Annotated in this window: 13 protein-coding genes and 1 other RNA gene; 7 read left to right on the plus strand and 7 right to left on the minus strand. The window is 67.1% G+C overall.

The features are described from left to right. Nucleotides 1–88: 88 nt before the first annotated feature. A complete protein-coding gene (locus AC3WW4_RS16805; protein ID WP_488829575.1) occupies nt 89–1,471 on the minus strand; it encodes a sensor histidine kinase in 1,383 nt (460 codons plus the stop codon). Nucleotides 1,472–1,680: 209 nt separating this feature from the next. On the opposite strand from AC3WW4_RS16805, the gene AC3WW4_RS16810 reads away from it, so the two are divergent. The 4 genes from AC3WW4_RS16810 to ruvC are packed head-to-tail and all read left to right on the plus strand — an operon-like array spanning nt 1,681 to nt 4,683. Beyond that, entirely contained in the window at nt 1,681–2,136 is a 456-nt protein-coding gene (locus AC3WW4_RS16810) for a MarR family winged helix-turn-helix transcriptional regulator (RefSeq protein WP_488829576.1), read from the plus strand. Between the two features lie 9 nt (nt 2,137–2,145). Next, nucleotides 2,146–3,030, plus strand: coding sequence for an alpha/beta hydrolase family protein (locus tag AC3WW4_RS16815; protein ID WP_488829577.1), 885 nt, complete (start codon nt 2,146–2,148; stop codon nt 3,028–3,030). A 53-nt stretch (nt 3,031–3,083) separates the two neighbouring features. Further along, entirely contained in the window at nt 3,084–4,097 is a 1,014-nt protein-coding gene (locus tag AC3WW4_RS16820) for a formylglycine-generating enzyme family protein (protein ID WP_488829578.1), read from the plus strand. Nucleotides 4,098–4,128: 31 nt separating this feature from the next. Continuing rightward, nucleotides 4,129–4,683: a crossover junction endodeoxyribonuclease RuvC gene (gene ruvC / locus AC3WW4_RS16825; RefSeq protein ID WP_300157138.1), complete on the plus strand. Its 555-nt coding sequence runs from the start codon at nt 4,129–4,131 to the stop codon at nt 4,681–4,683. 15 nt (nt 4,684–4,698) lie between these two features. Here ruvC and AC3WW4_RS16830 read toward each other — a convergent pair whose 3' ends face one another. The 4 genes from AC3WW4_RS16830 to dsbD form a co-directional block, all read right to left on the minus strand. Next, nucleotides 4,699–5,784, minus strand: coding sequence for a carbonic anhydrase (locus AC3WW4_RS16830; protein WP_488829579.1), 1,086 nt, complete (start codon nt 5,782–5,784; stop codon nt 4,699–4,701). A 76-nt stretch (nt 5,785–5,860) separates the two neighbouring features. Then, an RNA gene (rnpB, locus tag AC3WW4_RS16835) (RNase P RNA component class A) lies at nt 5,861–6,187 on the minus strand. 9 nt (nt 6,188–6,196) lie between these two features. Further along, nucleotides 6,197–7,396, minus strand: a complete 1,200-nt coding sequence (locus AC3WW4_RS16840; protein WP_488829580.1) for a multidrug effflux MFS transporter — start codon at nt 7,394–7,396, stop codon at nt 6,197–6,199. A gap of 7 nt (nt 7,397–7,403) precedes the next feature. Further along, entirely contained in the window at nt 7,404–9,098 is a 1,695-nt protein-coding gene (gene dsbD / locus AC3WW4_RS16845) for a protein-disulfide reductase DsbD (RefSeq protein WP_488829581.1), read from the minus strand. A 90-nt stretch (nt 9,099–9,188) separates the two neighbouring features. On the opposite strand from dsbD, the gene cysK reads away from it, so the two are divergent. Together cysK and AC3WW4_RS16855 are read left to right on the plus strand one after the other, a co-directional pair. After that, nucleotides 9,189–10,103, plus strand: a complete 915-nt coding sequence (cysK, locus tag AC3WW4_RS16850; protein WP_488829582.1) for a cysteine synthase A — start codon at nt 9,189–9,191, stop codon at nt 10,101–10,103. A 103-nt stretch (nt 10,104–10,206) separates the two neighbouring features. After that, entirely contained in the window at nt 10,207–10,938 is a 732-nt protein-coding gene (locus AC3WW4_RS16855; RefSeq protein ID WP_488829583.1) for a TetR/AcrR family transcriptional regulator, read from the plus strand. A 32-nt stretch (nt 10,939–10,970) separates the two neighbouring features. Here AC3WW4_RS16855 and pyrC read toward each other — a convergent pair whose 3' ends face one another. Beyond that, nucleotides 10,971–12,014: a dihydroorotase gene (pyrC, locus tag AC3WW4_RS16860; protein ID WP_488829584.1), complete on the minus strand. Its 1,044-nt coding sequence runs from the start codon at nt 12,012–12,014 to the stop codon at nt 10,971–10,973. Nucleotides 12,015–12,199: 185 nt separating this feature from the next. Here pyrC and AC3WW4_RS16865 point away from each other — a divergent pair, with 185 nt between their 5' ends. Next, the gene (locus AC3WW4_RS16865) at nt 12,200–13,033 is read left to right on the plus strand and encodes a prohibitin family protein (RefSeq protein WP_488829585.1); all 834 of its coding nucleotides are present in this window, start codon (nt 12,200–12,202) and stop codon (nt 13,031–13,033) included. Nucleotides 13,034–13,068: 35 nt separating this feature from the next. On the opposite strand, the gene cysQ is transcribed toward AC3WW4_RS16865, so the two are convergent. Then, entirely contained in the window at nt 13,069–13,908 is an 840-nt protein-coding gene (gene cysQ / locus AC3WW4_RS16870; protein WP_488829586.1) for a 3'(2'),5'-bisphosphate nucleotidase CysQ, read from the minus strand. Between the last annotated feature and the right edge of the window lie 14 nt (nt 13,909–13,922).

A 13,922-nucleotide genomic window follows, 5' to 3' on the forward strand; every position in this document is an offset into this window, starting at 1 on the left:
GCATCGGGCGCTGCCGCCTCTGATGCCACTCACCCCTTAAGGCCCTGCGGGGCCTTTTTTCATGCGCGCCAGCCTGACGATCTGTGCCTCACACGGGCAGGCTGAAGTAGAAGCTGGCACCATCGCCTGGGCGCCCCTCGGCCCAGCAGGTGCCGCCGTGGCGCTCAATGATGCGTCGCACGATCGTCAGCCCGATGCCACTGCCCTCGATCTCCGAGCCGTGCAGCCGCTTGAAGGGCTGAAAGAGCTGCCTGGCTTGCTCGGGCCGAAAGCCCGGACCGTTGTCCCGCACCTCCAGCTGGATCTCGCCGCGCGCCTGATCCGAACGCACCCGCACCTCGGGATGAGGCTGTGTCGCGGCAAATTTGATGGCATTGCCCACCAGGTTGACGAACACCTGCTGCAGCAAGACCGGGTCCACACTGGCCCGAGGTAAGGCATCTGCACGCACACAGGCCACCGCACCGGGCCCTTGACTGAGTTTCAGGGCGTCCAGCGCCTGCGTCAGCACGCTTTGCAGCTCGGTGTCTTGCCGAGCCAGTGGCATGTGCGTGACCTTGGCCAACGTCAGCAACTGACTGACGAGGTTGCCCAGCCTGTCTGACTCGCGCTGGATGACCAACAGATAGTCCCTCACACGGTCGGCGTCGCCAGCCTGCAAGCGCTGCAGGCAGATCTCCGTCAAGCCCCGGACGCCCCCCAGAGGGCCACGCAGATCGTGCGAGACCATGCGGTTGAAGGAATCGAGGTCGCTGACGATTTCCTCCAGCTCCGCAGTACGGTCTTTCACCCGCGCCTCCAGGGATGCATTGGCCTCGCGCAACGAGGCCTCCGCCTGGCAACGCCGCTCGATTTCGCGCTCCAACTCCAGGCGCAGACGTCCCATTGAGGCCATCAGCAAGCCCAAGCCCACCACAGCGGTACCCACGACGCCCCACGCACGCAAGCCTCTGAAATCCGGCGCAACCACCAGGTGCCCCACACCCAGAACCAGAACGGGGTGCAACAGAAAGACCCCCGCAGCCAGCACATAGGCCCCACCGGCAAAGGAGCGCATGCGGCGCACGCACAAGAAGGCGAAATAGGCAAACATCACGCCCGAGGCCCACGGCCCGGCCATGCCCCCTTGCCCCAGCGTCTCGAACATCGCACGCAGCCCAAACCACGCCAGGGCGCCGCCCAGCAACCAGGCCAGCGGAACCTTCAACGACAGATCCAGGTAGGCACGCACGCCCACATAGAGCGCCGACAGGTTCAAGGCAGCCAGCACGGCCGCCATGGCGGGCCACTCCGGCTGAGTGACCAGCGACGATGCCGAACCCAAGGCCCGCACCAAGGTCAGCGTCATGGCCAGACCAAACCACTTCAGCCCCCATGCAGGGCGCAAGCGGTCACCCACGACGAAGCTGACGGCCAGCACCACCAGAAAACCACTGACGGCCAACAAAGCCCCTGCTGTGGCTGTCCCCATGAAAGTCATCCAACCCCTCCCGCCATGACGAAGGAACGATGCTCACCGACCTCGAAACGGTAGCACGCTCGGCCAGGCCTCGCCAGCATCGGATCCCCCCACTCTGCGTGAACGATGCCCATCTGGATACGCAGCACACCCAGGGGAAAGTTCATTACTTCGCACACGAAGCATATATACTTCGCATGCGAAATAAATAAATGCACCCCATGTCTGATCCCTCCCGCCTGATCTTCCTGCTCAACAGCGCCCAGCGCCGGCTCCAGCAATGGATGACCGCGCAGCAGGCAGGGGCCACCGATGCCAGCGGCAGCCGCAGTGCCCCCACATCGGCCCAGAGTGGCGTGCTGTTCGTGCTGGCCAAAGTCGATGGCGCCACGATGGGACAGCTCGCCGAGTCGCTGGACTTGGCGCCTTCTGCCGTGTCCGGCCTGATCCAGCGCATGGAGGTTTTGCACTGGGTGCAACGCCGCCCCTGCCCGGACGATGCCCGCACGCAGCGCGTCTGGCTGCGGGACGCCGGCCGCACCCAGCTCCCGGCCCTGAAGCAGGCGCTCAAGCACATCAACGCCCGCCTGTCCGAAGGCTTCTCTGACGAGGAACTGCACACCGTGGCCCGCTGGCTGCGCCATGTGCAGCGCCTCGATGACCATCCCTCTCGCTGAGCTTCCCGCATGACACGCTCCACCCCTTCCGATGGCGCTGAACGCGTCGAGATCACCTGCGCCGACGGCGTGCGCTTGCACGGCCATTTCGTACGCCGCCGCCCGGAGGCCCCCGCAGGCCTGCCGGTGCTGCTGAGCCCGGCCACCGGCGTGAAGCAGCACTACTACCTGCGCTTCGTGCACTGGCTGGCCAAGCAGGGCCATGACGTGCTGGTATTCGACTACCGGGGGATCGGCCTGTCCCTGCACGGCCCGCTCCAGCGCTGCCGCGCCACGCTGGCGGAGTGGGGTCAGCAGGACCAGGTCGCCGCGCTGGAATGGCTGTTGCAGCGGACCGGTTGCGAGCAGGCCTTGCTGCTGGGCCACAGCGCCGGTGGCCAGATGATCGGGCTGCTGCCCAACCACCATCGCGTCGCCCGGCTGGTGGGCGTGTCGGCCTCGACGGGTTGGCTGCGCGGCATGCGTCCCGGCTTCCGCATGAAAGCCTGGTTCGGCCTGCGGGGCGTGATCCCGCTGGGCGTGCTGGTCAAAGGCTACGCCCCCACCGCTGCGGTGGGGCTGGGCGAGAACCTGCCCGCCCAAGTGGGGCTGCAATGGGGCCAGTGGTGCGCGGCCGGCGGCTACGCCACCAACGCCATCCGCCATCAGCCTGAACGCGACTTCCATGCCCAGGTGCGCACGCCCATCACGGTGCTGCACGCGGCCGACGACGACATCGCCACCGACACCACCGTGGCCGACCTGCTGCGCACCTTCCCGGCAGCGCCGAAGCAGGCGGTGCGCGTCCAACCCGGCCAGCATGGGCTCAAAAGCCTCGGCCACATCGACTGGTTCCGCCAGTCTCACCAGGCGGTGTGGCCCATGATCGCCGCCGCCCTGCGCGGTCAGGCCTGAGCCTCAAATTGGCGTAAGCTCCTGCCGGTTTGCATCCCTCAGGAGTGGGCCTCATGCCGAGGTATCTGACAGCGCGGCTCCAAAGCGCTTTGTTCACGGTCTGCGCGGCGCTGGCCTGCACCGCCCGGGCCGAGCCGCAGGTCATCGAGAACAGCCTCGGCATGAAGCTGGTGCGCATCCCGGCGGGTGAGTTCATGATGGGCAGCGCAGAGTCCCCGGCGGCGCTGGCGCAGGCTTTTCCCGGCTACGAGATGGAGCGCTTCACGCAGTTGCACGACGAGGCGCCGGTACACCGGGTGCGCATCTCGCGGCCCTTCTACATGGGCCAGCACGAGGTGACCGTGGGCCAGTTCCGGCGCTTTCTGGCGGCATCGGGCTACGTCCCGCAATCGATCGCCGACCAAACAGGCGGGTTTGGCTACAGCGCCGATCACGTGGCCCACCGCCAGCCCAATCAGGATGCGTTTGCTGGACGCGACCCGAAATACTCTTGGCAGAACCCCGGCTTTGACCAGGGCGACAACGAACCCGTGGTCAACGTGAGCTGGCACGACGCCCAGGCGCTCGCCACGTGGTTGAGCCAAACTGAAAAGCGCAGCTATCGCCTGCCCACCGAAGCCGAGTGGGAGTACGCCTGCCGCGCCGGCACCGCCACCCGCTACCCCCATGGCGATGATCCGGCGACCCTGACCCAGGAAGCCAATGTCTTCGATGCCGCGGCCGCCCCGTTTTGGCCGCTGTGGGCCGATCGCGCCCTGAAGGCCAGCGACGGCTTCGCCTTCACGGCTCCGGTCGGCAGCTTGGCCCCCAACGCCTTTGGGTTGCACGACATGCTGGGCAATGTCTGGGAATGGACGGCCGACTGGCACGAAGACGACTACTATGCGCACTCGCCCACCGTCGACCCGCGGGGCCCGCAAGACGGCACCGTGCGCGTGCGCCGCGGGGGCTCCTGGCACACCTGGGCGTTCTACGCCCGCTGCAGCTACCGCAACTGGAACGCCGCCAGCACGCGCTATACCCTGGTCGGCATCCGCCTGGTCATGCAAGATTCCACGGCCCCCTGACCCCCCCCCCGCACCGACACCCGCCCGCTTCATGAGAATCCTCGGCATCGACCCCGGTTTGCAGACCACCGGCTTTGGCATCATCGAATCGGAAGGCCCGCGCCTGCACTACATCGCCAGCGGCACCATCAAGACCAAAGAGGCCGCACAGGGCGACCTGCCTTCACGGCTCAAGCTGATCTTTGAAGGCGTGCGCGAGGTCGTGGCCCGTTACGAGCCCGAACAGGCCTCGGTCGAGATCGTGTTCGTCAACGTCAACCCCCAGTCCACCTTGCTGCTGGGCCAGGCACGTGGCGCGGCCATTGCTGGCCTGCTGTCCGCGCCCGGTCACCCCAGCGTGGCCGAGTACACCGCGTTGCAGATGAAAAAGGCCGTGGTGGGCCATGGCCATGCGGCCAAGGCGCAGATCCGCCACATGGTGATGCGCCTGCTGCAACTGCCGCGCGAACCGAACAATGATGCCTCCGACGCGCTGGGGCTGGCGATCTGCCACGCGCATGCCGGTCACGCCATGGCCCAGATGGCCAAGGCCACCGACCTGACACGGCGCACTCACGCCCAGATCAAGGGCGGTCGAGTCTACTGAGCCAACCCGAGCCGCTCAGAGCCCGTCTTTGATCATGCGCCCCGCAGTGGGCTGCACCGGCCGGGCGTTCATCGGGTAGAGGCGGTGGAACAGCTCGATCTGCTCGATCGACACCGTGACGGGCTGCTTCATCACCATCCACAGCACATTCTCGGTACACGGCGGGCTGGTGAGCGAGCCCATGTAGGTGTAGTACTGGTGGCGCTGTGCGGGCGGCGGCAGGATCTGGCTCGGGTCCATCGGCGCCTGGGCCGCCTGCTCCTGGTGTTTCTCCAGCGGCAGGTTGTTCCACACCTGCTGGATCAGTGCATGGGGCTCGCCCTGGTCGAGCAGCACGGCCACCACGGCAATCTGCCCCGCCGGGCTCTTGTGCAGCAACTGGGCCGACATCGGGTAGGCGCGGCCATTGACCCGCTCCTCACTGGGGCGGTGGAACTGCATCTGCACCAGCTCGTAACGCTGCCCCATCACCGTGATGCTGTTGCCCAGGTCCAGCTTGACCTGCACGGTGCGGCCCGTGTCGATCACGCGAAAGCGCGTGGGGCGGTAGTCGAACTGAATGGGGTCCAGATGCACCTGCAGGCCCTCGCGGATGTCGATGGGGCTCTGGCGCTTGCCCAGCAGGCATTGCCGGTAGGCGGGCCTGAGCTGCGCCCAGGCGTCCGGCCCCGTCGCCCCACTGTAGGCCCAGTCCACCTCACGGCCGGTGAGCAGACGCTCCTGGAGAGGGTCCTGGGCGGCCACCGAGCCTGCCAAGGCGGCACCCGACGCCACGGCCGCACGCTTGGCGCTGGGCGCCTGGGTCTTGACCTTCACCACCGGGGCCGCGGCCCGCTTGGCCGCCACCTCGGCGATCTTTTGGTCGATCATATTGGCCAGCTCGCTCATCGACACGCCCTGGGCCTCGGACTTGGGGGCCTCTTTGGCCGCGTCCTTGCGCTTGAAGAACTGGGGCGGCTTGGACAAGGTCGGGCGGATGCTGGCCGACGCGGCCGACGCGCTGTAGGCCGGCGCTTCGGCCGCATGGACTCCCGATGCCAGGGCCCATCCAGCCACCAAGGCCAAGGCAGTCAATCGAGGAAATGCAAGGGTGGGCAACATGGTCGAAATCTCCGGCGTACGCCTTCATTTTCGGCAGATGACACGCCCAACTTGACCCTGGCGTTGACAAAAATAAGTGTGAAGTCAGCCGATAGGCCGGATTCTGTGCAGTTCCGTGTCTCGCGACGCTGAACCGTGACCGCCATTCCTCTGGGCCGCCTGTCGCCAGAGCGGCTCGATGCCACCTACCCGCACACTCCCCGGGCCAGGTCAACGTGTGCCTATTTGGTGTTGCTGCGCGTAGAGATTGCCCGTTTCACCCGAACTGAATCGGCTCGTCTCTGTTGCTCTGATCCTCACCTTGCGGTGGAGAGGTGTTACCTCCTACGCTGCCCTGTGCAGTCCGGACCTTCCTCCAGTGCGCCCTTTCGGGCCTTGCACCAGCGGCGGTCTGGCTGACTTCACCCGCGCATTATCGCCGCTGCAGCACCCCCCAGGCAATCAGGCCCACCATCATCAGCAATAAAGCGGTAAACGCCAGCGCCAGGGTGCTGTGCATCACCAGCGGGGCCACCACCCCCGCCACCATGCCATTGGCCGCACTGCCCACAAAGGCCTGCATGGAGGCGGCCATGCCGCGGCGCTCGGGGAACAGGTCGAGCACCATGAGCGTGACGACCGGGGTCATCATGGCCCATCCCAGCGAGTAAAAGCCGATCGGAAACAGCGACCAGCTCACGTGCGCCTTGAACAGCAGGTTCGCTACCAGGTTGAGCACCGACACGACCAGCATGATGGCCAGCCCGATGCGCACCTGGCGCTCGGGCGGGATGCGCCCCGCCAGCCGGCCGCTCAGCCAGGCACCACCCATGATGCCGCTGATCGAGCAGACGAAGAACCAGAAAAACTGGGTGGGCGCCAGTTGTAGGTGCTCTCCCAGGAAGGTGGGCGCCGACAGCACGTACAGAAACATGCCGTTGAAGGGGATGCCGCTGGCCAGCGCCAGCAGCAGGAACCGCGGGTTGGTGCCCAGCTGCCAGTAGCCCCGCACCAGGTGCTTCACCGACAAGGACTGGCGCTGCGACACGTGCAGCGTCTCAGGCAACAAGAACCAGTTGCTCACCCACAGCAGCACACCGATGCCGGCCAGGAACCAGAACACCGCGTGCCAGCCTGCATGCACGAACAGAAGGCCCCCGACGATGGGCGCAATCGCCGGGGCCACGCCAAAGAACAGCGTCACCTGCGACATGACCCGCTGCGCATCGGCCGGCGGGAACATGTCGCGGATCACGGCGCGCGAGACCACGATGCCCGCCCCGGTGGCCAGGCCCTGCAGCGCCCGGAAAAAGATCAGGTGCGTGATGTCGGTGGACAGCGCACAGCCCACCGAGGCCAGCGTGAACACTGCCACCCCGGTCAGCACCACCGGCCGGCGCCCGAAGCTGTCAGACAGCGCGCCATGGAACAGGCTCATGAAGGCAAATGCAAACAGATAGGCCGACAAAGTCTGCTGAATCTGCAAAGGCGTGGCCTGCAAATCATGCGCGATGCCCGAGAAAGCCGGCAGATAGGTGTCGATCGTGAAGGGCCCCAGCATGCCCAGCGTGGCCAGCAGCACCGACAGGGCCCACATCGGGCCGCGCCACAGTTGTCGTGAATCAGGGTTCATGGTGCGCTCACAGTCCGGCGTTCTGAAGGCTGCGCAGGAAAGCCTGTGGCGCCTGGAAGCCGATCACCCGCGCCTCACTCAGCTCACGGCCCTGCGGGTCAAAAAAGATCAGCCCGGGCGGGCCGAACAGCTGAAAGCGCTGCAGCAAGGCCCGGTCCTCGGCGCCATTGCGCGTCACATCGGCCTGCAACAGCACCACCCCACGCAGGCGATCCTGCACCAGCGGGTCCGAGAAGGTGTCACGCTCCATCTCGATGCACGAGGTGCACCAGTCGGCATAGAAGTCCAGCATCACCGCCTGCCCATCGGCCTGGGCGCGCGCCAGAGCCGCGTCCAGCTCGGCCACTGAGCGCACGCGCTCAAAGGGCAGCACGCTCTGGTGCGCGGACGCGGCCGCCGGCTGTCCCAGCCACTGCGTCTGCACATAAGGCCAGGCGGGGCGGGCCACCCACAGGGCCATGCCCAGCATCAATACACCGAACACCGCCTTGACGGCTTTCATCCACGGCCCGGTGCGTGGCAACAGACTGCCCGCCGACAGGCCCACCAGCAGCAGCGGCACGCTCATTCCCCAGGCCAGGGCGTACAACGCGGCGGCGCCCAGCGTCACATCGCGGGTCTGACTGATGTAGAGCAGCGCGCCGGCCAAGGGCGCCGACACGCAGGGGCTGACGATCAGCGCAGAGGCCACCCCCATCGCGAACACGCTGACAAAGCGGCCGCCTGGCAGGTGCCGAGTGCCCTCCCCCAGCCAGCTCTGCACCGCCACGGGCAGGCGCAACTCATACAGGCCGAACATGGACAAGGCCAGCACCACCATCAAGGCGGCAAAGGCCAGCACGACCCAGGGGTGCTGCAGGTAAGCGGCCAGGCCCTGACCCAGCAAACCGGCGGCCACCCCCAGGGCGGTGTAGACCAGGGCCATGCCCTGCGAATACGCCAGCGCCAGCGCAAAGCCCCGCCCGCGACTCACCGTGCCCTTTTGCCCCACGATGATGGACGACAGGATGGGCACCATGGGCAGCACACAGGGTGTCAGCGACAAGAGCAACCCGGCCAGCAAGAAGGCCGGCACAATGACCCAGACACTGCCACTGGCCAGCGCCTGGCGGATGCCATCGGGCCGATCGTTCGAAAAGGTGGCCGCACCCGACGAGCCCGCCATGCCAGACAACAGCCCGCCGCTGGCGCCCCGTCCTGCCGCATCCAAGGCGAAAGGCTGCACCGAGGTGACCTGTCCTTGGGCGTCCAGACTCACTTTGAACGCCCGCTTCTGAGGCGGATAGCAGATGCCCGCATCGGCACAGCCCTGGTAGCCCAGGGTCAGCACAGCCTCCCCGCCCGCCTCGGCGGGCAAGGTCAGCCCACCTTGCAGACTCTGGTGGTACACCTCCACCGTTTTCTCGAAATTGGGGTCGAACTTCGACTCACCCGGCGGCAAATCCCAGCCCAGCGGCTGCTCGGCCCCGCCAGCGACGCGCCACGTGGCCGTCATCTGCTCGCGGTACAGGTACACGCCCGGCGCCTGCACAAACGACACCTGCACCGCCCTCGGCCCAGACGCCTGCACGTCCAGGCGGAAGGCCTGGTCCACCGGCAAAAATGTCTGCGCCAGCGCCGCCGATGCCACCCATAGCGGACACAGCCACAGCGCCAGCCACACCAGGCGGTGCCCGACCGCCCTCAAACTGAAATAATTCATACACCCTATTCTGACCTGAGCGGGCACATCGTGTAAGTTGTATGCCTTTGCCCCGCCCAGCGGGCCCCCTCTCTTTCTCGGAAGCGCCTCATGAAAGCCCAGAACATCCTCGAAACGATCGGCCAGACCCCGCATGTGCGCATGAACCGCCTGTTCGCCGGCAGTGAAGTCTGGATCAAGGCCGAACGCGCCAACCCCGGCGGCTCCATCAAGGACCGCATCGCCCTAGCCATGGTGGAAGACGCCGAGCGCAGCGGCGCCCTGAAGCCCGGCGGCACCATCATCGAACCCACCTCCGGCAACACCGGCATTGGCCTGGCCATGGTGGCGGCCGTCAAGGGCTACAAGCTCATTCTGGTCATGCCCGACAGCATGTCCGTCGAACGCCGCCGCCTGATGTTGGCCTACGGCGCCAGCTTCGATCTGACCCCGCGCGAAAAGGGCATGAAGGGCGCCATCGCCCGCGCTCAGGAGTTGCGTGACGGCACGCCAGGTAGCTGGATCCCGCAGCAGTTCGACAACCCTGCCAACGTCGAGGCGCACGCCCGCACCACCGCCCAGGAAATCCTGGCCGACTTCCCCGCCGGCCTGGACGTGCTGATCACCGGCGTGGGCTCGGGCGGCCACCTCACCGGCTGCGCCCGCGTGCTCAAAGCCGCTTGGCCGAACCTGAAGGTCTATGCGGTCGAGCCCAAGGCCTCACCGGTCATCTCGGGTGGCCAGCCCGCGCCCCACCCCATCCAGGGCATTGGCGCTGGCTTCATCCCGGGCAACCTGGACACCAGCCTGCTCGACGGTGTCATCCTGGTCGATGCCGAAGACGCCCGTGAGTACGGCCGCCGCGCCGCCCGTGAAGAAGGCATGCTCGTGGGCATTTCGTCGGGCGCCACGCTGTCGGCCATCGCTCAAAAGCTGCCCGAACTGCCCGCGGGCAGCCGTGTGCTGGGCTTCTGCTACGACACGGGCGAACGCTACCTGTCGGTCGAAGGCTACCTGCCGGCCTGAGCGCCCACGCTGAAACCTGAGGCGCCCTTCCGTTGACAGGGATTGCCTCAGGCGCCGGAAATTTGCGCCTGGGCCACAATGCGGCACGCTCCTGACGTCTGCCATGTCCTCGGCCCTCGCCTCCTCCAAACGCCCCGCCATCGTCACCCGCCCCTATGGCGGTGTGAAAGCCGAAGCCCGGCGCCAGGAGAGGCGGGCGCGGCTGCTGGCGGCAGGGCTGGCGGTCTTCGGCCAGCAGGGCTACCACCACACGACGGTGCGCAACATCTGTGATGCCGCCGGCCTGACCGAGCGCTATTTCTACGAGTCGTTCAAGTCGCTGCGCCTGCTGTTCGATGCGGTGCACGAACAGCTGCGCGACGAGCTGGCGCGCCTGACGCTGCCGACGGCCGAGCAGGCCCACCCCTCACCGCTGCAGCAGGTCGAAGCCTCGCTGCGTGCCTGGCTGGCTTTCCTGCAGACCGATCCGCGGCGCGCGCGCATCATGCTGATCGACGCCAGTGTGATCGAGGACCTCGACGCCGTGCGCCCGAACCATGCGGCACAGGCCTTCCAGGCGCACATGCTGCTCCTGCTGGAGCTCCTGCATCCCAACCTCTCCCGCCATGGCATCGAGCTGGAGCTGACCGCAGCGTCCCTCAACGGCGCCCTGCTGAGTCTGGCGCGCACCTGGGCCCAGGGTGGGTTTGCCTACGGGCTCGACGTCATGGTGCACCACTGCATGCTGGTCTTCCACGGCCTCGCGGCCCTGCACAACGAGCTCGATGCCGCGGCCGATGCGCGCGCCACCGCGGATGACGCCCAGGCCTTGCCCGGTGGCGCCCCCGCCGCCTGAGCAGCGGCGCGGCCGGCCGCCGCGGCTGGTGCTCAGCGCAGACGCCAGTGCAGCGTCTCGCCGCCGCGCAGCGGCTTGATCGCCGCCTCGCCAAACGGCAGCGACTCGGGCACCACCCAGTCTTCGCGCACCAGCGTGATGGTATCGGTGTGGCGCGGCAGGCCGTAGAAATCGGCGCCGTAGAAGCTGGCAAAGGCCTCCAGCTTGTCGAGCGCCCCCGCCGTCTCGAACGCCTCGGCATACAGCTCGATGGCACACGGGGCGGTGTAGCAGCCGGCGCAGCCCGAGGCATGTTCCTTCAGGTGCGAGGCGTGCGGCGCACTGTCGGTGCCCAGGAAGAACTTCGAGCTGCCGCTGGTGGCCGCCTGCACCAGGGCCACGCGGTGCTCCTCACGCTTGAGGATAGGCAGACAGTAGTAATGCGGCCGGATCCCGCCCATGAAGATGGCATTGCGGTTGTAGAGCAGGTGCTGCGGCGTGACGGTGGCGCCCACGAAGCGGTCCGCCTCGGTCACGTACTGCGCGGCTTCCTTGGTGGTGATGTGCTCGAAGACGATCTTCAGCTCGGGAAAGTCACGGCGCAGCGGAATCAGCTTGTCGTCGATGAAGGCCTTCTCACGGTCGAACACGTCGATCTCGCTGTCGGTGACTTCACCGTGCACGCAAAACACCAGGCCTTCGCGCTGCATGGCCTCCAGCACTTTGTAGGTCTTGCGCAGGTCGGTCACGCCGGCGTCGCTGTTGGTCGTGGCGCCAGCCGGGTAGAGCTTGAACGCCACCGCGCCCATGGCCTTGGCGCGCGCCACCTCGTCGGCGGGCGTGTTGTCGGTGAGGTAGAGCACCATCAGTGGCTCGAAGGACAGGCCGGCGGGCACGGCGGCGCGGATGCGGTCGCGGTAGGCAATGGCCTGCTCGGCCGTCGTCACCGGGGGGCGCAGATTGGGCATCACGATGGCGCGGCCAAACTGACGTGCCGTGGCCGGCACCACCGCGGCCATCGCCTCCCCATCGCGCACATGCAGGTGCCAGTCGTCGGGGCGAGTGAGGGTCAGGGTCTGGGGGGAGGTCGTGGTCATGGCGGGCCGCTCGGGTGCAGAGAGAAGACGGGAAAGTGAGGGGATTTTCTCACTTCCGCGCCCACCCCGGCAAACGTAGCCCCCTCGCCCTCCCCCACCTCCCCCCCCTTCAGCAGGCGTCCCGAGCGCCCCGCGCCTGCGCCACAATGTTTGCCATTCATCCCTTCCCATACAGAGGACTTTGCATGGCAGACCTGAACCCCCGCTCCGGCGGCCAGATCGTCATCCGCACCCTGCTCATCGGCGGCGCCGTGTTGTTCGGCTTGTGGGCCCTGAGCCCGATCGTCGTGATCTCGGCCGGTGAGCGCGGCGTCAAGACCACCTTTGGCAAGCCCGACGAGCAGGTGTACGAGCCCGGCATCCACTTCAAGATCCCGCTGGCCCAGGCCATGCACACCATGGACGTGCGCCTGCAAAAGGGCGAGGGCGAAGGCGACGCCGCCTCGAAGGACCTGCAGTCGGTGCACACCCGCATCGCCATCAACTACCACCTGGATCCGAAACAGGCCGTCAACGTCTTTCGCAACATCGGCCCCAGCACCGACATCGCGGCCGACCGCATCATCATCCCTGCCGCCCAGGAAGCCGTGAAGGCCGTGACCGCCCGCTTCACCGCCGAAGAGCTGGTCAGCCACCGCACCGAGGTGCGCGAGGCCATTGGCAAGATGCTGCGCGACAAGATGCAGCGCCACGGTCTGGTGCTCGACGAGTTCGCCATCGTCAACTTCGCGTTCTCACGCTCTTTCGCCGAAGCCATCGAGTTGAAGGTCAAGGCCGAGCAGGAAAAGCTCAAGGCCGAACGTGACCTGCAACGCATCGAGGTGGAGGCCAAGCAGAAGGTGGCCAGCGCCCGCGCCGAGGCCGAGGCCCTGGCGCTGCAGCGTCAGCAGATCACGCCCGACCTGCTCGCGCTGCGCCGCATCGAGAACGAACGCGAAGCGATCCGCAAATGGGATGGCAAGCTGCCCAACGTGACCTCGGGCGCCGTGCCCTTCATCAACGTGAGCGACAAGAACTGAGCCGGAGCGCAAGGGGTGCCCGCCCCTGACGCCGGTCAGCCGGTCAGCAACTCTGCCAACGGCACCGCCGACACCACGAAGTCGGGATTCAACACCTCGGCCTTGCCGTAGTGCAGCGGCGCGCCCTGCAGCGTGCAGACATGGCCGCCGGCGGCCTCGACCACCGCCTGCGCGGCCGCCGTGTCCCACTCACAGGTTGGGCCCAGCCGAGGGTAGACATCGGCCGCGCCTTCGGCAATGCGACAGAACTTCAGCGAGCTGCCGGCCTGCACCAGCTCATGCGCCCCCATGCGGGCGATCAAGGCGCGCGTGTCCTCGTGGAAATGGTGCTTGCTGGCCATCACCCGCAAAGGACGCCCGGCCTCGCGCGGCACCGCCACATGCAGTCGCTCGGCCCGCGCCTCGCCTGACCGACGGCGAAAGGCCCCGCCGCCGTCCCAAGCCCAGTAGCTCACGGCTTGAGCGGGCACAGTGACCACCCCCAGCACCGGCCGGCCCCGCTCGATCAAGGCGATGTTGACCGTGAACTCCCCATTGCGGGCCACAAACTCCTTGGTGCCATCGAGCGGGTCCACCAGCCAGAACAGCGACGCGGACCGCGCACCCTCGTCCGGCACACTGCCCTCTTCCGACACCACCGGGATGGCAGGGGTCAGTTGCTGCAGCCCGGCCACGATGCGGACATGGGCGGCCAGATCGGCTGCCGTCAAAAGGCTGTCGTCGGCCTTGTGCCGCACCGCGGTCGGCCCGGCGTTGTAGATGGCCATGATGTCCGCCCCGGCCGCCTCGGCCAGCGCGACCACCGACGGGACCAACTCCGCCAGCAAGGGCCGCCCGCTCGGCATGGTGGCCTGCGGGGGTGGGTTCGGTCTCATGGATGCGTCCTTTC

Source organism: Aquabacterium sp. TM01, from assembly GCF_057808345.1.